Origin of the sequence: Ureaplasma zalophigenitalium, from assembly GCF_025780055.1 — a bacterium.
Classification (GTDB): Bacteria; Bacillota_I; Bacilli_A; order Mycoplasmatales; family Mycoplasmoidaceae; genus Ureaplasma; species Ureaplasma zalophigenitalium.
Window position 1 is genome coordinate 1 of sequence record NZ_JAOXHJ010000004.1, and the last position, 25661, is coordinate 25661.

Below are 25661 nucleotides of genomic sequence, written 5' to 3' on the forward strand. Positions count from 1 at the left end.
GAATTAATTTTCAATATTATGAAAAAGATTCGCTGTTTGAAATCAAAAATAGTTACCCCGATTTTTTAATTAAATATAATGACCATGAAATATTTATCGAAATCAAAAGCAGTGATGATTTTGATGTTCTAAAATCCGAAGGGATTATTGAAGCGTTTGAGCAATACATTGCTGAATTAAATGATTATCAAAATCGTTATCAACCACTAATTAAGCACTTGACTTTACTAGTTGTTTACTTGGATAGAACCCAAAATAACCGAATGTATTTGCAGGGAGATAGCAACCATTTAGGGATGCAAAAATTGTTGTTAAAACAAAAAGGTTATCACACGACAATGAGTGATTTATTTACTGCGATTAGAAAAGATAGTAAAGAAGTTTAATTTTTTTCTCCAGGTATATTCTTCTTTCAAAAAGAAAACTATTTGTAGCACTACAAAACTTGGAGGATAAGTTATTTGCCCACCCTGTTTTTATTAGACTACGAATTATTTCTTAATTGTGCATATTATTAATTACTCTAAATTAGAGTAAGTTTGATTTTCATCCAATTAATAAATTTCTCTGATTCATTAAATTAATAAATCACTGTTTTCATAATTATGTTGTTCTAAAAAACTAGAAGCAAAGAAGTCAAACATTTGAAAAATCAGAACGATTAATAACATTTAAATAAAATAAATATAAATAAAAAATAAAAAAAGAGGGGTTAGCCTCTTTTTTTGTTTGTGTATAAAGTTTTTTACCTAATATGCTGAAATATATTCGTGCGTTTGAATATTTAAAGCTTTGTTTCAATCATTTAAGTTTGTGTAATAAACCAATAAAATTGGGAAGACAAACAGGTTAACAATTGGGATATAGCTTAAATATAAACAAACTTTTACTTTTCAATTAAATTCTTTTTTAATTTTAGCAATATATTTTTGTAAGAAAGTAGTGATCACAATTAAATTAAAAACATAAGCAGATATAAATAAGAATAATAAGATAGTAAACATAATAATTAAATTCACTATTTGTTGTTGGTATCAATGAATTTCTTGCATTGTATTTAGATCATAATAATCTTGATAATTTAAATCAAAATTTGCTGTTAAATGATTCTGATAACTAACCCAAAAACCAATGGTAATTAATAAGGGAATCAGGAATAAGTTTTGGCATAAATCCATTATGGATACAAACCGTAAACGTCTATTTAATAATCTATCTATCATAACTATACTCCTTCATCTTCTGGGGAAGTTGGTAATCCTGCACGCGGAGGGTGTTTATAGTCATATGCATATTGTAAATAATATGTATATAAATGTTCTACCCCACCTAATGATTTAATTGATCATAAAGTATCTGTATCCATAATTGGTAAAATACCTGCTTGGTCACGGATAATTAATTCTAAATCACGCATGATATTAAAGATATCATTTTCTGATTCTCATCCACCACGGTTTGAATTAAAGAAGTTTTTAATTCGTTCACGGTGTGTTCCATCATCTTCTTTTTTAATTGTGAAGATTTCGTTATCAACAATATCAGTGTTGAATTTATATGGAGAAGAAACTGTGATTGCCCGTTTTTTTGGATCACGTGGATCAATGGCAAAAACCTTAACTAAACTATAAGAAGAAGGTTTTAGTTTTGCATCAATGATGTTAAAACTATAAGGAATTCGCTCTTTATTGGTTTTTCAAATTAATGGACTGTTTTCCTTACCAAAGTATTTTTCTAGATTAGCTTGGTTATAAACATTATCTTCGTCCACATTTAAGACTTTGTTTAAAGTAACAGTATAAACTTCCTGACTAATGTTATCTTTAATTTCGGCAAATAATTCGTGGTGCGCATTTTCTTCTGCAACTATTTTAGATAAATAAACTTTTTGGTTGGCAAAATCCGTTGTTTCACGAACTAATGGTAGTTTGTGTTGTAAAAGTTCTTCGTATTTTTTTAAAAGTTCGTTTTTCTGTTTAATTTGGGCTTTTTTAAGCTTTAATAATTCGTCTTCTAAATTCTTGATTTCAACATCTAAAGTATTTAAATCACGCAATTGTTTATAATAGTTGTTTAATTCGACTGCCGAAACAACATAATTAAATAATGGGAAAGCTTCGTTTTTTAAACTAAAACCTCGTTGATAAGAGATATCAAATTCTTGTGATAATGATCTTTGATCTGCTAATAATTCACTAAAGAATTTTTCTTGATCGTTAGTATAAGTTAATAATTGGTTGATTTTTTCTTTTAAATTATTTAAACGTTCTTGGTAGAAAGCATTTTCTTGAATGAATAAATCACTATCTAATAAGTAATCTTCAATATTGTAAGGAGGATTTTTTTGTACTTCGGATACCTTTTTGGCAAAAATGCTTGCTTCTTTTATTTTATTTACCCGGTTGTATATTAACATTACTCATTTGTAAAGTTTTTTATCTTTTTGATTAACTAGGTTTTCTACTAATAAATTAATCTCATTAGCAGCAGAGTTAAAGTTTGTTCAACTAACAAATTCGTTCGGTTTTTTAGCAGCTGATTGCATTAATTGATCAAGATGATGTATTTTAACTAATAAACCTAATTCATGCAACGCATTCATAATCAACTCATGATCTTGGTCATTAGCAATTGTTAAGAAGGCTTTTAACATAACTGCAACTTTTTCATAATTGGCTTGGGAGAAATCGTTGAATAAAGTCGTTAGTGTCGTAGTAAAATTAACGACTAATTGCTTATTTTTTGCTAAAACTTCAAATTGTTTGAAAGTATTTTTTAATTCATCTAACTTATCAAATGTTTGATCTGGGAGTTCAAATAGTTGTTGAACTTCCTTTTTTTCTTCCTCTGTTAAGACTGGTAATGAAGAGCTATGTAACTTGTCGATTAAGTTTTTATGTGTAGCATAGTGTGTTGATGTTTTTAAAACTTGTGCATATTCATTAAATAATCTTAATAAGTCTTTTCGGTTCACATCTACTACTTTATTTAAAGATGCTGGTAAATGCATCAACTCATTTTGCAATGATGTTTGTCTAAATCCTAAGAAGCTATTCAACAAGTTATGTAAATATGTAAAATTAGCCTCGTTAGCTGTTTGATTTGTAAAGAATACTTTGAAGTCTGCAACATTGTTTAGAAGTTTGAAACCATTAATTAAACTTAAAGTTTGCATCTTTAATTGTGCATCATTTTTTAATGAACTATTATCAATTTGATCAATAAAAGTTTTTAGAATATCAAATTGTTTTTGTGCTTTATTTAAATCTAATTGCTTTTCATTCAGGATTTCAGCTTGTGTATTTAAGAGTTTACTTAATTCAAAATCCTTTTCTAAAAGTTGGAAATCTAAATTAGTTGATTTTAATAAATTTAAAGCTTGCGTGTGCAATGTTTGTTTATCATTAACTAGTTTGTTTTCTAAAGCTGTAAGGAACTTTTGATTAAAGCTATTAATTAAATCAAAGATTGCTGTTCATTTGGCAACCACTTCTTTGGCTTTAGCTTCCATTTCTGCAACTGCAGTATTGGCATCGTTTTGAATAAATAACTCTAATTCAGTATTTTTAGCTTCTAAATCCTTAAGAGTTTCTTGCATCGATGCTAATAAACTAGCCGCTGGATCTGGTTGAGTTTTAAATTGATCATACATGTTAGCAACATTCTTAAATAAGACTTTTTCTTGATCATGATAAGCATTAATTTGAATTAAGCTAGCTTGTAAGCTATTTGCATAACGACCTAGATTAAATAAATAATCATGTCATGTTTGATGATCCTGTTGTGCTGGAGTTTGGATGATATCTTTGTGCGTTTTTTCATCAGCTAATAAACTTTTTTGTTTAGCTGCAATTAATTCTTTAGTTAAACGAATTGGAGTAAGTGAATCAGCTGCATTACTTAGCACTTTGAAAATATTTTGTAGGCGTGCAAAAGCATTGATGTATCATTGGGGAACAAATACTTCTTGAGTTTTTAAATTACCCAGATAAGCTAATTCGCGAATAATATTAGCTTCAGCTTTAGGAATACCTAAACGATCTAAAGCATACTGTAAACTAGCTTCGTCTTTGTATGTTTCAAAGAAATCTTTAAAAGTTCAACCTCCTGAAGGATTTAATTCAAATCCTTGGGTTTTCCGAGTTTCTCAGTTCACTCCATCTTTGAGGAAAAAAGCTCCCATTGGAACAGAGTATTCTGATTTCCCGAATTTATCCAAATTGTTATATGTTAAATCAAATTTTCCTGAATTTAAATAAGAAACATAAGTACTTGGAGGCAAGGCTTTTAGATCAATAACCACTTTAGTTTGGGCATTAGATAACGAACGTTCAACAATATCCTTAAAAGCAATTGCAGCTTTAGCATTTTCTGCTGGCTCTGTTGAATACAAGAAAGTTAGATGAATTTCTTTATCTTTGTATTCTGGGTGATTTTGCACAAAACGATTTAAGTAATTACGACCCATTTCCGGATCAAACCCTTTATCTAAACGTTCAACGTTTTCGAATTTATAACTTTTAGCTGAGTGTGTCATAAAGGTATCATTTTGCATTAAATACTCTTTTAGTTGACCATTTTTATCCTTAAATTCAGATTTAAATTTAACATCATCAAATCATAATTCTAAATTATCCCCTTTAGAATTTTTAATAACACCAAATGCGGTTCAATTCGACACTGGGAATGATGAGGTTCAACCTGTTAATAAAAGAATGTTTTGACGGTTAGTTGCAAAAGCGATTGCTCTTCGTAAATCTGGATCTAATAAAGGAATGAAGTCATCTTTATGAGCCACATAATCTTCATAAGAATCATATCGAGAGTCTTTGTTTAAGTTGAACTGGATAGCTACAGTCCCAAACCCCTGGCTCTTACTCATTAACTTACGCGTATGTTCTTGTGATCAGAATTTTAACATGTAAGATGTCGGCATATCTGTGGCCGAAATAATCCCTTGTTCAAACCACAATGATTTAACTTCGTTTTTTGAATTAAAGTAAATCTTTATATTATTTGGTATGGTTTGGTCTGCTCCGTAATAATTTTTATTTTTACTTAAAGTAATATAACCTTCAGGACCCAAAATTGTTGAGTCGATGTTAAAAGCTGATGAATAAACAAAATTATCTAGGTTGGTTCCAAAATTATGAATTCCCCCATGTGTTTCAATGAACTTTCGGTTAGCAGGTAATAATTCTTGCTTACCGTTTAAATCATTCACAACAGTAATTGAATTAGGTTTTGGCGCAAACGTTTCAAACTCCATTAATAATTCAAATCGTGAACGTGGTAAAGCAAAATAACGTAATAATTCATCCTGGTTAGCCAAATCCCGCACGTGTTTAAAACGACGCGCTTTAATTTGATCAACCGTTAAATCCTTTTCTTTCTTTTCGAAATCTAAATTTTCAACATTGAAAATTTGGCGTTTTGCAAAATAAGGATTTTTTTGCAATTTAAACTTAACTGGTTCAGCATTCGGATCGTTGTTGGGTTTAACATAAATGTATTGCAAGTTATTCAAGTCTAATGATTGGTTTTCTGGTAATGACAAAGCGTTTTTAAAATCTTCATTTGTAATATTTCAAAACATTTGCCCTGTTGATAAACCAATATCTAAAGCCGCCGCTTTAATATCATTAACCTCTTTAGTGTCTAATGGGTTGTGGTTTTCATCAAACATTTGGTTTTGGAAAGGAACAAAGTTTGGATCTTCTTTTCATTCCTTAGTAATTTGATCAAAAATAAATGGTGGGCGACCAAAAGGATTTTTATAGGGAACACCATGTTTACGAATATAAGCTTCTTGAACATCATTCATTCGTTGTGAACCTTTAATATTAATGTTCAACAACGCTGTTCTTAATTGTGAACCTGTATTCAAGTCCATAATATATTGATAACTGTCAATAAAATCCTGGGCTGTTAATTCCTTACCGTCACTTCATTTCGAAGCTCCGTTGTTTAACCCTAATTTGACAGCTACAGTTTTTTGGTTTTTATTGTTAAAAGTAATGAACGATTGGTAATCATCAGAAACAAAGGAAGCTAAAGCTTCAGGTGCAATCCCAAATGATGATAAGTCATAAAATGAAGAGCTAATATTATTTACTGTGAAAGTATTTTCTAAATCACTAGTTGTTATTTGATCAAAGTTTAAACCATCAATTGTACCATCGAATTGTTTAGCATATAACTTCGGTAATCCTAATAAGTTGCCAATTTTTGAATTGGTTGATGGCGCTTGTTTGAAGAAACCACCAACTAAAGTAGGAGAAATTGAACGTAAACTAGTAAATTTTAAGTAGTTAAAAGAGTTGATTGCCGGAATAGCAATTCCGAAATCATATTTTCGGTCACTCTTTTTTTGTAGTTCAGGCGCTTTTTTATTGTCTTTATATTGACAACTTACAGCTACCCCTGCGATTAATGACAACCCACTAAGAACTCCAGCGGTTGTTAATCATAATTTTTTACGAGTGGCTTTAATTTTCATAAATTCCCCCTTTTATAATTTAAATTGATTTTGAATCTTAATTAAGACCATATCATCATTTTCGTTTTTTGGTTTAAAGGCATAAATTGGTGCCGTGTTATATGATTTGTTGTTTTCTGCAATATACTTACGAGAACCTAGTGTTAAGAGATTTTTTCCATCTTTATCTAGTACACGTTGGTTGTTTTCATCAACAAAATATAGTTCAAAATCATTTTCTGAATTAATATTTACCAATGCGTTTGTATAATTGGCAAGAATTGCATAATCACTTGTTCAAGAGACGAAACCTTCATCTAATAAAGTGTGTTTTGTACTTGAATCACCTTGGCGTTTTAAGTAGAATAAGTTGTTCGTGTTATCGAATGTGATATCAATATAAACGACAACTTCACTATTTAATGCTTTGAAAGCTAACTTCTTAATTCGCGGTGCGTCCTCTTTACGTACAAAACCTCAGAATAAGGTAGAGTCTAATTGTTCATTTCGGTGAATACCTGTTAATGTTCTGTTTCCAATCCCCTGTGATTTTAGTGAGTAAATTCACATAGCACGAGGTCGATCTTGGATGATTTGGTTGTCTAAATCCTTAATTTTAATGTGCGTGTCAATAATTGGGTTTCGGTTTTCATCATATAATTCTCAATTTAAAGACTTACGTAATCATCGATCTTTAAAATATCCATTGTTGGTAATTTTTGTTTGACCAATATAACTTAACTGACTTGGGTCAGCTTGACGTAACCCCTCATAATTCTCAAAATCAGTTAAAACTGCATTTGGATTTTGAATTTTCTTCATTAATTCATCTAATGGGTTTTTTAGTTCATTAAAACTAATGAATAATTCATAGATGTGTTTTTGCATCTCAAGTAGCTTAGTTTTAATTTTTTTCTTGTTTTCATCACTAACGACAAGAGTTTGTGCTAAATGTTCTTGTTTTGCACTAATCTTAGTTAAAATAGCTGTGATTTCTTCTTCAGATTGTGCTTTTAAAGTTTTAATAGCTGAATCAACTTGTTTTTTTAAAACATCTAGCATAAATAGCAGATCTTTTATCTCAACTATTTCTTTATCCATTATTTTTTTATTTAATGCGTTTGCTGAAGTAACTAATTCATTAATCGATTTAATTAAAAGTGCTTTTTGAGCAAAATTAACTGTTGACGAACTTAATTCGTTTTTAATAAAACCAAGTAAATCAGCATAATTAGTAATAGCTGTTGCAGCTAAATCACTTTCGATTTTTACTGTTGCTTGTCAGTCTTTAACCAAAAGATCTAAAGAAGCTTTCGCACCACTTAACGGCGAGTTGATCAATACGGCATCTTTTTTTAATAGGTCAATTAGTGCTTTTAAATTTAAATTCGTTGACGCTAGTGTAGTTGTTAAGTCTTTATCAGCAAAGTCTTGCGCTAAAAAGTTTAATCATGCTTGAGTTCATTTTTCTTCATTAAGCAATGTTTTGTTAAAGACACTTAATTGGTTGTTGATTTGTTGATAATCTAAAGCTAAACGCATTAAGTTGGCTGAAACAGCGTTTTGCTTACTTCAACTACTTGTTCCCAGATCATTAATTGCTTTTGTTCAATACAGGGTATTATTTCCAGCAAAAACATATTCAGAACCTGAGTTTCACTCAGATAAATTAGAAATAAAGTTTGGTAAATTATCTAATTCCTGTGTCGAAGGCACGAAAGTAGTTTGGACATAATCTCGTGTTAATACTTCAGGTAAGCTGTATGTATAATCTGAGAAAACTTCGGCTAATTTATCGTATGAACGTTCTGCATTGGTTTGTGTATATCCAGAAGATAAAGCTTTATATTCACCATCAATTTTTTCAATACTTCCGTTTGTTTGTGTATTTGTTACGTTATATGCAAATAAATCAGCATATGTACTAATTGATCTTGTACCTTCAGGGTAAATATAAGTATAACCCATAGTAATATCTGCTAAAATCGCATAGTTAATTTCTAGTTGATCAATGTTCTTTTTAGTTGTGTCAACCATGTATTTTTGCACTAAACCAATAATATCATCAACCTTCCGCTGACCATCTACATTAGGATCTAATTCAAAGACGTTGTTTTTGTTTGGCAAAGCATAAGCTTTAATTTGACTAGCAGGTTGTGCTGTTAGGTTGTGAGGTGTATATGGATTACCAAATGACGCCACACCATCTAACCCCACATTTCCTTCGAAAATGTAGTTGTATTTATTTAAATCCTTTAGTGGGATATTGTTTGATTTAATGAATAATTGGTGATCACGAACTTTGAATTTAAAGTTCTCCATCGCCTCTGAAATCACACTAGCTTTTGAACGAATCCCACCTGTTTGTAGGTCATTTTTGTTCGCATCATAATAAGCGTTTGTGTCAAAGAAATGATTATCAACATATGCATATTCATCTGCGTTTGAAAATTCTATATTCTTTGTTGCTTTATTGTAATGGTATTTAGTAAAGTCTAAACCATAAAAAGCGACCGCTTCCTCCAGAGTGTTAAAACCAATGTAATCTATCGATATGTTTTCATGACGCATTTGACCATAAGTATACTTATTAACTTTTTGGTTAGCTTTATTTAAAATTTGTACAGGGAAATCAAATAAATATGAATATTTTGATTTGCTTACATTAGCGACAATTTTGGCATTTTCAGGATTTTTTAATTCTTGTTGAATGTAAAACAATGGTTGGTTGTTATCCGAATTCACCATAGTTCCTAATGGATAATATTTAAATTCGCCATCAACAAACGTTTGGGCTTTTTGATTAAACATAAACGCATCACTAAAAGCCACGGTTGTTTTGGCAACTACGGCTGATGCAGGACCATCAGTGGGTGCATATGCATAAGCTCGACCAAAGTATTGGTTAAAAGTGTGGTCTGCTTGTTCAAAACGCATTCCCCGTAAAAAAGGATGAGCAGTTGGTTGCAAGCTAAACGGTAAAGCAAGTCGCCCACCATCTACAATTCGCTTGAATCAATTTGAAACAACTGTTGATAAATACTCATAGTGTTGTTTTTGTTGCGGTGTATTCTTAGGGTCACTGATCATTTCGGGTAGTTTTTTTTGCATTAAAGGTCCTAAAACATTTATAACAGTTGGAACGATTGAACTACGGTCTATTACAAATTTTAAGCTTTCAAAAACATTTCCAGCTGCTGTTAAATTTACATCCTGACCAAAAGTTTGCACTAATGGATCAATAATATTAAACGCCTTTTCTTTTTCATAAGCATCTGTATAGGCTTTCTTTTGAGTATAGGCTCATGAAGAACTAATTGGCTCATCAGAATATGATTTACCATCTGATTCTCAACCATTAATTCCGTATTGAGGAGCATCGGTTGATCCTGGTACTAATAATAATGAGTAAATTTGATCAATTAACGCATCTACAGCTTTTAAGAATTTCGAAGCATCAACAAAACCGTTTTCATCGCTAAATGATGTCAAATTTAAAACATCGTTGTTGTCTCGTGTTTTTACATAAATAATAATGTTGGATTTATGTCAAATGTTTTTCTCATCCAATGAAGAATTTTTAAATCCAAAGATTACTGGTTTATTTTCTGAAAACTTAATTTCATTTCCCATTCCATCTTTTAAAATTCCTGCATATTTTGAAAAATCTTTGTTTTTAGCTGGGATTTCAAAGCTTGTTAGTTGAATTAAAGCAGCATCTGCTTCTTTTAACAATTGATCATAATCTGGTTGTTTTTTATTATTCTTATCAGCAATGAAAGCTTCTACTTTTTTTAATAACATTTCAGCCGTTTTAATAGGGTTGAAAGTTTGGTTATTATTTAACACGGTTGTTTTGTCAGTTTTTAAGTGAGCATAACGTTCTGTTAAGTATTTTTGTAAATTATTTAATGATTCATCATATGCTTGTTGGATATGTAATTGAACATCTGCTAAAGAAGCGTTAGGGTTTTGACTACGGTATTGAGTCGTGATTTTTTTAGGATCTACACTAAATGATTTAGTTAAGAAATAACGTGCAGCTAATAAATCTTTAGCAGCTAGAGCTGGTGTTAAAACTGCGTTTGAAATCGAAGGACTTAATGTTCCTGAGTGGTGGTCAAAAGCGTTTAATAAGAATAAATCAGCAATTTTAACCCCTCTCAATTTAGCAGCTTCATCTAATTGTTCATATGATTGTAGAAAACGACGACGTTTATTTTTGTAAAAATTATTTGCCTTATCTGGTGCATCTGCTCCCCAAACATCTGTTGGTTTTTCTCAAATATATTTTGAACGATCATTATCTAAGACAGCATTGATTGAGAAGTTTGTCAACTCCCCATTAGGACTTGGTGTGTAATCGACTTTCATTCGACGTGCACCAATCCCTGAACTTCGTGCATCTAAATAATCTTGTAAAACATTAATGTTGTATAAACTATCTAAACTTAAACCACCACGTGAAGTAATTCCACCTACTTCTGAAATATCCCGAGTATCCGAAATATCTTTAATGTATTGTAGGGTTTGGTGGTGGCCATATTCGTGTGCCCCCACATATTTTAAATAATTGATTCCTGTCGTTTTAAAAGATGGATCAGTTTCGGCAACAATAGATAAATATGGTACACGATCAGTCGCAAAGAAACCATAGTATTCACCATCGACTACCTTAAAGTGCGCAGAACCATTTTCGTCATAATAAACTTCTTGGTGTACACCATTAATTTTTTTCATTAGGTACGGACGTTTGTTAACTACCTTATCAATTAATCCGCTAAAAACGTCAATGTAAATTTCGTACGATTTTTGCATTTCGTTGTCCACGAACTGGCTTTGTTCTTTAATGACTCGAGGCGTAAATGGATCAAAGTAATTAATGGCTACTTTAAAAGTATTAAAAGCATCATCAAAACTCGCATCATACAAGCGCCCCTTAGGATTATCTTTCGTTTTAGCTAATAAAGTATATGTAACTTCTGTTGGTTTTTGGTTATCTAAAACAACGCTTGGGTCATAAGATTTTAAAATTTCTGTTTTAATTTGTAAACGATCAGATTTTTTTACATCAGCAGTTGGTTCACCAAAACCAGCTGATAGAATTTTTACTTTGGTAATATTCTTTTCGTTAAAATCTTTTGTTTCATTTAATAATAAATTGTTAAATGAGTTGTAGAAACGCGGGTTTTCGTGATGATTATCATCATATACAAAGACTTCTTTATCTTTAATTAAATTATCGTAATTATAAAGGTTTCGGAAGTTATGCACATCTGCTTGTTCTAGAAATTTATCAAAATTCTTAATGATAGCATCATTTAAGCTATTAAAGAAAATTGAATCACTTGTCGATAAAAATGAACGTGATAAAGGATCACGTGAAGACGCTGCTACGGCCATTGATTCATCGATTTCACTACCATCGATATTAAATGGTAAAAGGACAAAGTTTTTTTGTTGATTATTATATTCAATATCAAACCCTACACCCGTAATTAATTCATTCGCCTTAATTTCGTGTTTATTTATTTTGTTAATAGTAATCGCGTGTACATCCGTTTCTTTTACCTGAACAAATCGTTGTTTTGCCTGCGGTTTTTTATTTAAACGAACGTTGTAACCATATTTATTGAAAATTTCGTATAAATAATCAGAAGCTAATTGGACAGCTGCTTGTTGATTAGCAGCGCTAAAAACGTAATTAAAACTTAAGAATGAGTGTAATTTGATAATTTTTTCTGCTTGTTCATTCATTTTTTGATTGAAGACTTGCGATAAAGCATTCTGATCATTCAGCGGGAATTTTTGATTAATGATTTTTTGAATTTTTTGAAATTTCGCTTGTAAAACTTGTAAGTTGTGTTTTACAATTTCTAATTCGCTTACTTGACTTAAATCAGCATCTTTTTGATCAAGATACGTCGTATATCATGTGTTGTTTTGTGAATTAAAATTGAAGGTTGATAATAAATAATCGACAAATAAAGTTACATCAACTGGTGGTAGTTCTTCATCTAGTGGTAATTCTTCATCTGTTTTCACAAATGGGTCAAATAAAGGTTTTAGACTCGCTTGCAGTGATGGGACAAAAGTATTTTTTAAATATTTTTCTTCGTGCTTAAAACTTGAAGTTAATTCATCTTTAATAGCCTCTTGATCTTCGTTAAATTTATCTAAAACATTTTTCAAATTTTGGTTTTTTGTAAATAAAGCTTGTAGTTGAGGATTGGTTAAATCTAGTGATTCAACGTCAAAATTAATGAACGCTTTTTTTAATGTAGAAATTTGACTTAAACTAGCTTGGTAAGTAAAATTTTGTTGAATAAAATTTTGTTCAAAAGTAAATACTTCTTGGATCAAAGAAATAAATGTACGAATATTTTGCGTATTTTCAATCGCTTGTGCTAATTGTGCTTTTTGTTCAGCTGTTAAATCAGCTTGTGTACTTTGCGATTGTAAATCTAATAATAAAGCATCCAATTGTTTTAAAAATGAAATAACAGCCGGCAAATCTAGCTGGTTTAAAACTGGTATATTTGTATAATTGTGTTTTTGGTATACAGGCGATTTTTTAGAAGCCTGTGTATAAACATCTAAAATATCAGCTACAGCTTTTTCATTAGTCAGTAATTGTTCTCAATTGTATTCTGATGTTTTTTTCTTAGCATCTTTTTTGGGTTTTGCAGGTCGAGTACCTAAATTGGCGAATGCTTCTTTAATTACGTGAGTATATGAATTATGATTAAAATCTTTGCTGAACGGATCAACTAAATAACTAGCTGCATCAAAGATATATAAATCTTTTGCCTTTACTAGAGCTTCATAGTTAACTACTCCGTGGAAGTCTTTTTGATTGTAAGCAGAAATTAAGTAAGGAAGATTTTTAAGATATTTAGTTAATTCATCCTTATTTAAATTTTTACTATTTAACTTATACGTTAATTTATCGTTGTATTGACCTTGACCTGATAAAGCTGAATAAATTGGCATTGAACCAAAGAAGGCATCAGGAGAGAATTTAATTTGTGTTTTTTCACGCGTTCCACTATGTGAACCTAAGATAATTGAATTCCCCTGTGTTTCCACACCTGGAGTTAACGAAAATTTGGTTAATGTTACTAAATCCGGTCCTCATGATACATTTTGTAAAAATCAGTTTGTATATTCAATGAATTCATCCGGACTTAACGCAGGAATATATTCATTAACAAATTCAATTGGTCCCGTTTTTAAAGTTAAACGCGGTAAATTATAATTATGTGTGTTGATAAATACGTCAAAAAATTCACCATATTTAATAACTTCGCCAGCTTTAAAGCTACCAATATCCTTTAATAATAAAACGGGTGTATTATCACCTTTTTTTACTCAATTTTTTAAAGGGTCAAAGTCTTGTTCGTCTGGGTTAAAGTCATATGAGTTAGTAATTGTGTTAAAAGCATATTTAGCAATGGGTTGTGAGAACTCATCTAATAATAATGCTTCAAGCACACGCCGTTGCTCTATTTTTGATTGTTTAACCGAAACTTTAATATCTACTCGACCTAAGGCCTTTTGAGATGCATAAAGTTTCATAAAACCAACGCATGAAGCCCCTAAAACAGCAATCGTACTGAATGCAATCGCTAATTTAGGAATTAATGATAGTTTTTTTCTATTTTTTTTCATGGTTAGCCTCCTTTTAATATTCGTTATTCTTTCATTTAGCAACTTCTTCATCGGTACCTAAAACTCAATGATCATTACCTAAATGAATTCATTTGGGTTGTAATTCTGCTGTATAGTTGTGCATCAAAGGATCATATGTATAGCCTAATAATGATTCTTTTTCTGATTCAATCGATGGAACAGCCTCCATCAATGATTTTGTATATGGGTGTAAGAAATTATTGACAATTTCTTTAGTTGGTCCGATTTCTAATAACGTCCCTTTATTCATTACCGCAATACGGTCAGAAATATATTCCACCATTCGTAAGTCATGGGCAATAAATAAGATTGTTAGATTATATTTTTCTTTTAAATCTTTAAAAATATTAATTACTTGCGCTTGAATCGAAACGTCTAAAGCTGAAATAGGTTCATCAGCAATTAATAAACGCGGTCGCATTGTAATCGCTCGAGTAATTCCAATCCGTTGTTGTTGACCACCCGAAAATTCTAGTGGATAACGTCCTAACACGGTTTCATCTAAACCAACTGATTTTAAAGATTTTAAAACAATATACTTAACTAGCTTATTGTGTGAAAAATCTTTTGTTTCATTAATTTCAGCAAAAATCTGATCTAACTGTTCTAAACTGATTTTCGTTGGTAAATGTTCTTGTTCATCAATCTTTGCTAATAAACCACGTAATAATTTTTGGTTTTCCTCTTTAGTTTGATCTCAAGCATCTTCTTTAAAAATAACTTTAATTTCCTCTAGAACCGGATTGTTTTGATCTAATTTTTGAGCAAATTCTAAAAAATTTCTACGGTAAATAAAAAAGTCAACGTTTAAAAAACCACGTTTTAGATCTTTTAGGTTATTTAAACCTTCAGCAACTACTGTTTCAATATTTTTATATGGGTTTAACGAGTTTGAAGGATCTTGAAAAATCATTTGGACATTATTCACTAAGAAATTACGCATTTGGTTTGATACGTATTCTTTTTGTTTAGGTAATACCTGACCAGCGATTTTAATTTCACCAAAATTATATTTAACAAGACCAATTAGAGCTGAACCTGTTGTTGATTTACCAGAACCTGACTCACCAACTAATCCTAAAACTTCGCCTTCATAAATATTAAACGACATATCTTTAACTGCACGGAACTTTTTAAAGCCTGAACCATAAACAATATCCATATGACGGACTTCAACTAAACGTTTTTTTTCTGGACAAGCAGCTAAACGTTCCACAGTTCCTTCTGTTACCGGTCGAACTGTTATTTTCGATTTTAATATCGGGCGTTTTTGATAGTTATAAAAGTATTTTTGCTGGTTGTTATCTTTCATCGCTATTTACTCCTTTATTTTTTGCTGCTTGGCGTTTTTTAAATTCGTTTCATTTCTTTTGAATAACTTCGGGTGGTGTATATTCTGGTGCTTGTTTATCTAATAAAGCTGTTTTTGCACGGTGCGTTGGTGAGACATAATACATGTCTGGTTCAATAGTAAAGTCTCGTACCAAAGCATAATCATTACGTATAGCAAAAGCATCACCAACAATCCCGTTCAAACGTGAAGGCACAGAACCTTTAATGGTTGCTAAACGATCTGCTTTGTTCACATCAGGCATTGAAGCGATTAACCCTCAAGTATATGGATGTTGCGGATTTCATAAAATCTCTTCACGTGTTCCTTCTTCAATAATTTGACCTGCATACATAATAGAAATGTAATTAGCAATCGAAGCTACTACCCCTAAGTCGTGTGTAATAAAGATGACACACATTTTAAATTTCTCTTGTAATTCACGAATAATATCTAATACTAAAGCTTGGACAGTAGGGTCTAATGCGGTTGTTGGTTCATCTAAAACAAGAATTTTGGGGTGTAAAGAAACAATAGAAGCAATCACTACCCGTTGAATCATCCCCCCAGATAATTCATGTGGATAAAGCTCCATAACTTCTTCAGGGTTGTTAATTTTTGTTAGTTTTAAGTATTCAATAGATTTAGCTTTAGCTTGTCGTTTGTTTTTAACAATACCATTAATTAACATCCCTTCCATAATTTGCGCCCCAATTTTCATAGTCGGGTTAAGGGTTGACATAGGGTTTTGAAAAACCGCTGAAATAACCTTTCCTAGGTAACGAGAGCGTTCTCATTGCGCAAATTTAAAGTCTTGGACTTCGTTATTATAAAGAAGGACACGCCCTTCTTCGATGTTGGCATTACCACCAGCTAAACCGTATAGTAATGAAGTGATCACTGATTTTCCAGATCCTGATTCACCAATAATAGCATGTACTTCACCTTCATAAAACTGAATCGAAGTGTTTCTTAGAACTAAAGCTTTATCTTTCGGACGTGATGGGTTAGAAAACGTTAAACGAACATTGTCGATTTCAGCAGCAATTTTCTTTTTGCTACCATCTGGAAATTCCTTATATTTAACATCTTTTTCAAAACTAGCAAAATCAAAATTCTTACGTGAATTAACTCAACCTTTTTTAAAAGTTTGAGTACCTACTTTTTTTGTAGGTTTAGGTGCTTTTAGTTCTTGACGTTGGTTTTCTTCAAAAACCCGAGCATTTGTTTCTTGTTTTTCTTCCAATTCATCAGCTTGTAGAAACGCAAAATCTTCTTGAGGTTCAAGCATTTTAACATCATCAGCGACGTTATCTGTTGGAATTTCTAAGGATTTTACTTCTTCGAGTCTATCAACTTCATGCACTAAAGGTTGCACATCATCCATAATATTTATCTCTGGTGATTCATTTAGTACCAGTGGTTCTTGAACTGGAGTTTCTAAAATAACTGGAGCAACTACTTCTGGTGTCGAAGTCACTGATGCTGATTCACCTAATAAAACTTGTTTGTCTAATTGAGTAGCTTGTTTTTCAACTAACTTCTTAAGCACAACTTTTTTGGTTTTTCTTTTTCAACCAAAAAGTGAACGTTTTTCATTTATTACAGGAGTGTAGATGATTTGTGATTTCATTCAATCACGAATTGGTCTTCTTTTTTGGTTTTTTTTCTTAGGTTTATTATTAACGTTGTCTTCGTAAAGCATCTTGTGTCGCTCCTCCTACTAATTGAACACTTGCAACTAAACATACAAGTAAGAATGATGGGATTAAAGTATATCGAGGATATAAAGTAATGATGTTTGAACCAATAGAAATTAAGTTACCTAACGTTGGATTATTAGGATCACTTAGCCCAATAAACGCTAAACTAGCTTCTGATAAAATAGCGCCAGGGATTGTAAATACTAATTGAGTAATAATCATAGGAATTAAGATTGGTACAAAATTTCAAATAATTTTAAACGCTTTAGTTCCCAATGTTTTAGAAGCAGATACTCATAAGAAACCTCGCGCACGTTTTACTTGCGATCGCATTTGGTTAGCCATTCCTGTTCATCCAGAAATTGACATACTAAAAACAATAACACCAAAAGATGGTTTTAAAATAATTGTTAAAATCATTAAAATAATAATTCCAGGAACATTGGTTAAAACCTTAATAATGAATGTCATGATTTTATCGAAAACATTAAAATAACCCATTAAGATCCCAAAGGTTACCCCAACAATTAAATCAATCGCTGAAACACATAAGGCTACCCCTAGTGAATATCGTAGACCTCATCATAACATGGCTCATAGATCTCGCCCCATATCATCTGTACCAAATATAGCAACGCTTTCTTGATTATCAATCGCTGAACGAATTGGAACAAAGTAATCTTTAAAACGATATTCCGGATACAATTGCGTTGGATCATTTGTTGTAAAAGGAATCACAATCGCTAGTATAAATAAGATAAGAATAATTGAAAAACCAATTAGTCCTGAGAAAGAACGACCAAAACGGTTCGCAAATTCCCGAAAGGGACGCGGTTTTGCATGCATGTATGAATTTTCTTTAAATTCAATCATGTCACCAATAATTTTTCATTGTTGGTGTGCAAAGGGTTGTAAAAATTTATTGGGCGCTTCTGATTTCAGTTCGTCCACAAATTCTTGTGTTTTAGTTTTAAAGAATTTTGCAAATTTAGACATAGATTATTTCCCACCTCTTCTGATCCGCGGATCGATAATTTGGTATAAAGCATCCCGTGCTGCATAGCCAATAATTGTTGTAATTGAATAAATAATAATTAATAAAAGGATCACGTTGTAATCTTTAGAAATAATGGCTTGGTAAAATAATGAACCAGAACCAGGAATTTGGAAGATTTGTTCAATAAACATTGCCCCTACAAACGAACCTAAAATTACAAATGGAAAGAAAGTTGCGATTGGGAATAATGACGGTTTTAGAGCGTGACGTCATACAAAACGGTTCCGTGTTGCTCCTTTTAAATATGCAAATTTCGCATGCATTGAGTTTAATTCACGGTTCATTTCCACTTTAATATATTGGACATAAACGATGATTGAAGATAACGATAACGCTAGGCCGGGCAAGATATAAGTTAAGAAGTCTTTTTCCTCAAAAATAAAAGGTAGACCAACTTCTTTTCCGATTAATAAAAGGATTAACCCAAAAACTAATGAGGGTACTGCTGAAACAATTGAGATAAAGACAGTTGATAAACTATCTAAAACACCACCAGGTTTTCGACCAACTAATACCCCTAACGGGATACCGATTGCTAGGGTTAATAACACCGAGAAAATTCCAACGTAAAACGATACTAAATAACGTTCTCAAATAAAATTGTTAATCGGTACTGTAGGACGTAGGGATGTTGATACCCCAAACTCTCCTCTGAAAATATCAACTAAATAATTACCATATCGAACACCAATAGGTTTGTCTAAGCCATATTGTGCAAGAATTGCTAATTTAGCTTCTTTCGAACTAATCCCAATAGTTAATCCGTTTTCACCCGGTACTGAGTTAATCAAAAAGAAAGTAATGGTAATCACGATTCACGCTAATAAGAAAAACTCTCCTACTAATTTAATTAATTTTCATAAAAAACTAACAAATTTAGAGTCAAATGAAAAGAAATCAATTAGCGGATCGACTACACGGTCTCGGTTAGCCGCCGTTTTCAATGAACGACCCATACCTGAAAATAGGACTAAGTTGTTGCTAAAAGCGTAATTTAAACGTCTTTTTTGGTTAATTACTGGCGCTTGATTATTCTGAGCGCTCTGTTCACTAGTTTGATTCATAATCTCTCCTTAAATGTATATTAATAAGCTTGGTTAGCATAATAGATTAAACACACAAAACTATAAATAGTTGCTGGTGTAATAAGCACAGCTAATAGTAAGCGCAAACGAATTCACGCATACTGCAATGACCGGATTTCCAAGGCAGCATCATAATAAAAACGGTCAATTAATTTTTGATCAAATCGACTGATTTGATAGCTATTTTGTTTCCGATAAGCTTTGGCTCATTTTCGGTTTAAATAAAAACCACTAAAAATAATAAAGCTAATGACAATAAAACATAAAATGGCGAATGCTAAAAAAACAATTCAGATTTTGTTCACTAATCATGGATTTTTAGCATATATAAAACCAATATGAAAGATAGCTATTAAGATTAAAAAACTAATCATCAAGATTCAATCTAATGGTTTCATAAACGTTTTCGGGCGCCCCCTTGTATTATTATGTCGTGGCATGACATAACCCATCACTATGACAATGGAAGTTCTTATTGCCTTGTACTAACTCCATTGAAACATCTTGATAAAAGAAAGGATTAATTAAAGCTAAATGATGTTCATCAAATAGAGTTTCGTAATTTACACTCTCAAAATTATTAAATACCTTTCATTGTTCTGTAATTTGCTTTCAAAAGAAAACAGGGTAAACAGAAAGATCGTCAGGTTTAGACGTTTGCGGATACTTTAAAAAATAGGGTATTTGAAAAAATTCATTTTCGTATGCTAAATTTAAAATATCTTGTTTTTGTAGTTCGTGAGGTTTATCCTTGTTAAAACTGTTTTGAATTTTTCGCAACTCGTTTTTTAATTCAACGAAGGAAATTTTTCGAATATCATATTTTTTATATTTAGATAAAGGGAGTGGTTTTTGATAAAATTCAACCAAACCAACCGGTTGAAAAACTGGTGTATTTAAATCTAAGGTTAATGAATTTACTTGAGAAATTTTTCGTTTAATTTTTAAATCCTTTGAGTCATAACCTGACTTGTAAACAATTCGGTCGAACTTCCCGCCATTAAACGCGTATGCTTGCTCAATGATTGGATTATTATTTTCTTGAACATAGGCGGTGTAAATGCTTGTTTGATTATAAGCACAATCCATTTTTAATTTTTGATTAAAATGATCAAGTGCTGCTTGTGCAGTTGCAAAATATAAATTATTCGGACTTAATAGTTCATTAATTTTCTTTAATTGTTGATCAGTAATTGCTTGCACTTTGGATTGAATATGAATACGTAAGTCATATGTTTGATCATCATTAGCTTTAATACTAACCTGAATGGGTTGTAGTTCATATTGTACTTGAGCGTCATTTAAGAGCGCAAAATTATGAATGTAGTATAAATAGTAACTTCGTAAAAAAACACGTTCGGCAAATTTTCGTAATGAAAGAACTAAATCCTGCGATGCTTTTTGTCATTGGTTGTTAATTGTATCACTTTGAGAATTATAAAATTGGTTGGTAAAGTCTTGTTCTTTAACGGTGACTTGTGTAGTTTGAAACAAATTATTATTAATTTCTGGGCCGTTTTTTTCATCATAACGACACGCTGCAGCTATGGCTGGAGTGGTAATAATTATTGGTGTAAAGATTAAAAGTTTTTTGAAAAAACTTTTGTTTTTAAAATTAATTTTTTTCATAGTATGTATATTTATTAATTACTAAATCTTTTGTTAGTAATTATGCTTTTCATTATTATGGTGGTTTTTTAAATTAGCACTTGACTTGGTTCATGCGTCATGAGCCATATATAATCTTCGTAAAACGGTACATAATAATATTGATGTTGAAGGTAAAAATGATTGCTTGACAGCAAATCTTACTTATAATCCGGTGATACATCGTATTAAAAAGCATAAGCATTACCTTCCTTAAACTATATTTAAATTATAATAATATAAGCTGAAAATGTAAATTTTTTTATTTTTCGCCCCCAGAAGTTTCGGAATATTTTAAAAAAATAAACAAAAAGCGCTTTTTTTATCACTCAATTATTGCTGTTGCTAACATTTTTTAAAAATCTTTTTTAATAAATTGGTATTAAATACAGAATAAAAAGTAAAAAATAATTATTGTTTTATAATAATATTGAGAAAAACAAAATAAAGAGAGACGCTTTTATGAAAGCTAATGAACAAATAGAAATACCAAAAAAACCATCAAAAAACATTTATTATCTTTCGCCATACCAAGAAAAAGGGTGAAAGATAATGAAAAAAGGTGGGATACGTCCGACACGTGTTTTTTTATTAAAAAAAGAAGCAGTTGAATATATAAAGACTTTAGGGCGCAACCAAGATGCGGTTGTTTATATCCAAAAAAGAGACGGTTCTTTTCAAGAAGTACGCAACTATCGCGATATGAAGTAAAAAATAACCTTTGCGGGTTATTTTTTTTACTATCTTTTTTTAACTTTAATGATATAAAAAAACCAAACATCGGTTTGGTTTTTTGTTTAGCAGTAATAAGTTTGATTAGTTAGCTTTAATAACTGAACCGTGTCCAACTGTTTTACCACCTTCACGAATTGAGAATTTAGATCCATCTTCAATCGCGATTGGGTGAATTAATTCAACTTCCATTTCCACGTCATCACCTGGCATTACTAATTCAGTTCCTGCAGGTAATTTAATTTCCCCAGTAATATCTGTTGTACGGAAGTAGAATTGAGGACGGTATCCCGCCACGATTGGAGTATGACGTCCACCTTCTTCTTTTTTCAGAATATAAACCTTAGCAGTGAATTTGCTGTGTGGTTTAATTGAACCTGGTTTAACTAATACTTGACCACGTTGTACATCTTCTTTTTTTGTACCACGTAATAAAATACCAGCATTATCACCAGCTTCAGCTTGGTCTAATGATTTACGGAACATTTCAATTCCTGTAACAACAGTTTTTTGAGTGTTACGAATACCAACGATTTCTACTTCGTCACCAACTTTAAGAGTACCACGTTCAACACGTCCAGTAACAACTGTACCACGTCCTGAAATTGTGAATACGTCTTCAATAGCTAATAAGAATGGTTTATCAGTTTCACGCAATGGTAATGGGATTCAAGTATCCACAGCATCCATTAATTCGTCAACTTTTGCTTCTCAAACTGGATCACCTTCAAGTGCTTTAAGACCTGAACCACGAATAACTGGTGTGTTGTCTCCGTCGAATCCATATTTAGTTAATAATTCACGTACTTCCATTTCTACAAGATCTTGCATTTCAGTATCTTGCATGAAGTCACATTTGTTTAAGAAAACAACAATCTTAGGAACACCAACTTGACGAGCAAGTAAGATATGTTCTTTAGTTTGAGCCATAACCCCATCAGAAGCAGCAATAACTAAGATTGCTCCATCCATTTGAGCTGCCCCTGTAATCATGTTTTTAACGTAGTCAGCGTGTCCTGGACAGTCAACGTGTGCATAGTGACGAGTTACAGTTTCATATTCAATATGAGACGCGTTAATCGTAATACCACGTTCTCTTTCTTCAGGTGTTTTATCAACATCTGCATAACTTTGAGCAGTTGCTTGTCCTTTTTTTGCTAGCACAGTACTAATTGCAGCAGTTAAAGTTGTTTTACCATGGTCAACGTGACCAATAGTCCCAATGTTAACATGGGGTTTAGATCTTTCAAATTTTCCAATTGCCATTTTATTTCTCCTTAATTAAGTTTTAATGTTTAATTTGATTTTTAAATTATAATTTTACTAAATAATTATAGCAAAATATAAATATGTTTTTGTAATCTTATGATTATTTTTTCGCTCGTGCTTCCACTATTTCACTAGTTACACTTTTAGGTGCTTCAGCATAGTGGCTAAATTGCATTACATAAGTCGCACGACCTTGCGTATTTGAACGTAAATCAGTTGCATATCCAAACATTTCTGATAGTGGAACTTTTGCTTTAATTGCTTGTGCATTTCCACGTGTTTCTTGTCCTTCAATAACTCCACGACGTTTCGAAATATCGCCCATGACAGTTCCGAAGTATTCATCTGGTGTAGTTACGTCAACTGACATAATTGGTTCTAGTAATACTGGTTTACAGATTTTTGCTGCTTCTTTAAAAGCTAATGAGGCAGCAATTTTATATGCCATACCAGACGAATCGACATCGTGGTAAGAACCATCATAAACAGTGGCTTTGACATCGATTGTTTGATAACCAGCTAATGGACCTGAAACTAATGCTTCAACTAATCCGTTTTCAATTTCTTTAATATATTCTTTTGGAATCTTTCCACCAACAATATTATCCACGAATTCAAAACCTTTATCGTGGTTCGGTTCGAATTTAATTCAAACGTGACCATATTGTCCACGTCCACCTGATTGCTTAATGTATTTACCTTCTGCATTTCCTTCAACAGTTAATGTTTCACGGTAAGATACTTGCGGCGCCCCAACATTCACTTGTACATTGAATTCACGACGCATACGGTCAACTAGGACATCAAGGTGTAATTCACCCATTCCAGCAATAATTGTTTGACCTGTCTCTTCGTTTGTAAATGTTTTAAAGGTTGGATCTTCTTCGGCTAATTTCGATAAAGCTAAACTCATTTTTTCCTGGTCAGCTTTTGTTTTTGGTTCCACAGAAAGTGAAATTACTGGTTCTGCGAAAACCATTTGTTCAAGAACAATTTTGTTCTTTTCATCACACACTGAGTCCCCTGTTGCCGTTTCTTTGAATCCGATTACAGCACAGATATCTCCGGCTCCAATTGTATCAATTTCTGTACGGTTGTTTGAGTGCATTTTTACTAAACGAGAAATTCTTTCTTTTTTGCCTTTAGTAACATTGTAAACATAAGTACCTTTGTCAATTTTACCAGCATACACACGGATATATGTTAAACGCCCAACAAAGGGGTCAGTTGCTACTTTAAAAGCTAAAGCTGCAAAATCTTCAGTTGGATCGTTGTGTTTATAAACATCTTGACCAACCTCGTTCACACCGTGAATTGGTGGAACATCAAGTGGTGAAGGTAGGTAGTCAACAACTGCGTCTAATAATTTCTTAACACCTTTGTTTTTAAAAGCAGTACCACATAATACAGGGTATAATTCTGTCGTAATTACACCTTTACGAATACATTTTTTGATATCTTCGTTCGTTAATTCTTCACCTGATAAATATTTTTCCATGATCTCGTCATCGAAAACAGCGACATCATCAATCATTTGTGCACGCATTGATTGTGCTTTTTGTAAATATTCTTCTGGAATATCTTTAATTTGGTAATCTTCGTTTGCTTCACCATCATAAAAGTAGGCTTTCATTTCAACTAAATCAATGTTTCCTACAAAATCAGCTTCAGCTCCCATTGGAATTTGGATAGCAGTCGCTTTGACTCCTAAACGGTTTTTAATCGTCTCGATTGAGTAGTAGAAATCTGCTCCAGTTTTATCCATTTTATTAACAAAAACAATACGTGGTACATTATATTTAGTTGCTTGACGTCAAACAGTTTCTGTTTGTGGTTCAACACCGTTTTGACCATCAAGAACAGCCACAGCTCCGTCTAAAACACGTAATGAACGTTCTACTTCAACGGTAAAATCCACGTGTCCAGGTGTATCGATTAAGTTTAATTCATAATCTTTTCATTGTGCATAAGTTGCAGCCGCAGTAATTGTAATACCCCGTTCTTTTTCTTGTGCCATTCAGTCCATAGTTGCAGCTCCATCGTGAGTTTCACCAATCTTGTGGTTACGTCCTGTATGGAATAAAATACGTTCAGAAGTCGTAGTTTTCCCCGCATCAATATGTGCCATAATCCCGAAGTTACGGAATTTATTTAAATCTTTAGTGTACATATAAATTTATTTCCTTATAAGTTTTTTTATCAACGTAAGTGAGCAAAGGCCTTGTTAGCTTCTGCCATTTTATGTGTATCTTCTTTTTTCTTAATAGAAGCACCTGAGTTATTTGATGCATCAATAATTTCGTTTGCTAATTTTTCGATCATTGAATGTTCATGACGTAAACGAGCAAATTGAGTTAATCAACGTAAGCCTAAAGTTTGTTTACGTTCTGGGGTAACTTCAGTTGGCACTTGGAAGTTTGATCCACCAACACGACGAACTTTTAATTCAATCGCTGGCATCACATTTTCGATGGCTTTATTAAAGACATCAATCGCTGGTTTGTTTGTTTTCTTTTCAATTAATTCAAAAGCTGAATAAATAATTGATTGAGCTAAACCTTTTTTACCATCATACATTACTGAATTAATTAATTTAGTAACTAGACGAGAATTATAAACTGGATCAGCTAAAACAAAACGTTTTTGTGGTTTTAATTTTCTCATTCTT

General features: G+C 31.9%; 14 protein-coding genes. 2 read left to right on the plus strand and 12 right to left on the minus strand.

Going from position 1 to position 25661, the window contains the following annotated elements; all coding sequences use genetic code 4:
- A partial coding sequence (locus tag OF365_RS01935; protein WP_263817929.1) for a hypothetical protein occupies nt 1–386 on the plus strand: 386 nt, incomplete at its 5' end.
- Nucleotides 387–749: 363 nt separating this feature from the next.
- Here OF365_RS01935 and OF365_RS01940 read toward each other — a convergent pair.
- From OF365_RS01940 to OF365_RS01980, 9 genes are all read right to left on the minus strand, one after another.
- On the minus strand, nt 750–1223 hold the full coding sequence (locus OF365_RS01940; protein WP_263817930.1) for a hypothetical protein: 474 nt from the start codon (nt 1221–1223) through the stop codon (nt 750–752).
- Nucleotides 1224–1225: 2 nt separating this feature from the next.
- Nucleotides 1226–6499: an ABC transporter substrate-binding protein gene (locus OF365_RS01945; RefSeq protein WP_263817931.1), complete on the minus strand. Its 5274-nt coding sequence runs from the start codon at nt 6497–6499 to the stop codon at nt 1226–1228.
- A gap of 12 nt (nt 6500–6511) precedes the next feature.
- Nucleotides 6512–14149, minus strand: a complete 7638-nt coding sequence (locus tag OF365_RS01950) for a PDxFFG protein (RefSeq protein ID WP_263817932.1) — start codon at nt 14147–14149, stop codon at nt 6512–6514.
- A 13-nt stretch (nt 14150–14162) separates the two neighbouring features.
- Entirely contained in the window at nt 14163–15482 is a 1320-nt protein-coding gene (locus OF365_RS01955) for an ABC transporter ATP-binding protein (RefSeq protein WP_263817933.1), read from the minus strand.
- A complete protein-coding gene (locus tag OF365_RS01960; RefSeq protein WP_263817999.1) occupies nt 15472–16887 on the minus strand; it encodes an ABC transporter ATP-binding protein in 1416 nt (471 codons plus the stop codon). The genes OF365_RS01955 and OF365_RS01960 overlap by 11 nt, the downstream gene beginning before the upstream one ends.
- A gap of 295 nt (nt 16888–17182) precedes the next feature.
- Nucleotides 17183–18199, minus strand: coding sequence for an ABC transporter permease (locus tag OF365_RS01965; protein WP_263817934.1), 1017 nt, complete (start codon nt 18197–18199; stop codon nt 17183–17185).
- 3 nt (nt 18200–18202) lie between these two features.
- Complete coding sequence (locus OF365_RS01970) at nt 18203–19324, minus strand: ABC transporter permease (protein WP_263817935.1); 1122 nt, start codon at nt 19322–19324, stop codon at nt 18203–18205.
- A 20-nt stretch (nt 19325–19344) separates the two neighbouring features.
- On the minus strand, nt 19345–19785 hold the full coding sequence (locus OF365_RS01975; RefSeq protein ID WP_263817936.1) for a hypothetical protein: 441 nt from the start codon (nt 19783–19785) through the stop codon (nt 19345–19347).
- Nucleotides 19772–20974: a hypothetical protein gene (locus OF365_RS01980; protein ID WP_263817937.1), complete on the minus strand. Its 1203-nt coding sequence runs from the start codon at nt 20972–20974 to the stop codon at nt 19772–19774. Before OF365_RS01980 ends, OF365_RS01975 begins: the two co-directional genes overlap by 14 nt.
- A gap of 480 nt (nt 20975–21454) precedes the next feature.
- Here OF365_RS01980 and OF365_RS01985 point away from each other — a divergent pair, with 480 nt between their 5' ends.
- Nucleotides 21455–21703: a DUF2188 domain-containing protein gene (locus tag OF365_RS01985; RefSeq protein ID WP_263817938.1), complete on the plus strand. Its 249-nt coding sequence runs from the start codon at nt 21455–21457 to the stop codon at nt 21701–21703.
- Between the two features lie 105 nt (nt 21704–21808).
- Here the strand turns inward: OF365_RS01985 and tuf are convergent, their stop codons facing one another.
- From tuf to rpsG, 3 genes are all read right to left on the minus strand, one after another.
- Nucleotides 21809–22990: an elongation factor Tu gene (tuf, locus tag OF365_RS01990; protein ID WP_263817939.1), complete on the minus strand. Its 1182-nt coding sequence runs from the start codon at nt 22988–22990 to the stop codon at nt 21809–21811.
- Nucleotides 22991–23093: 103 nt separating this feature from the next.
- Entirely contained in the window at nt 23094–25163 is a 2070-nt protein-coding gene (gene fusA / locus OF365_RS01995; protein ID WP_263817940.1) for an elongation factor G, read from the minus strand.
- A 26-nt stretch (nt 25164–25189) separates the two neighbouring features.
- The gene (rpsG, locus tag OF365_RS02000) at nt 25190–25657 is read right to left on the minus strand and encodes a 30S ribosomal protein S7 (protein WP_263817941.1); all 468 of its coding nucleotides are present in this window, start codon (nt 25655–25657) and stop codon (nt 25190–25192) included.
- Nucleotides 25658–25661: the final 4 nt, after the last annotated feature.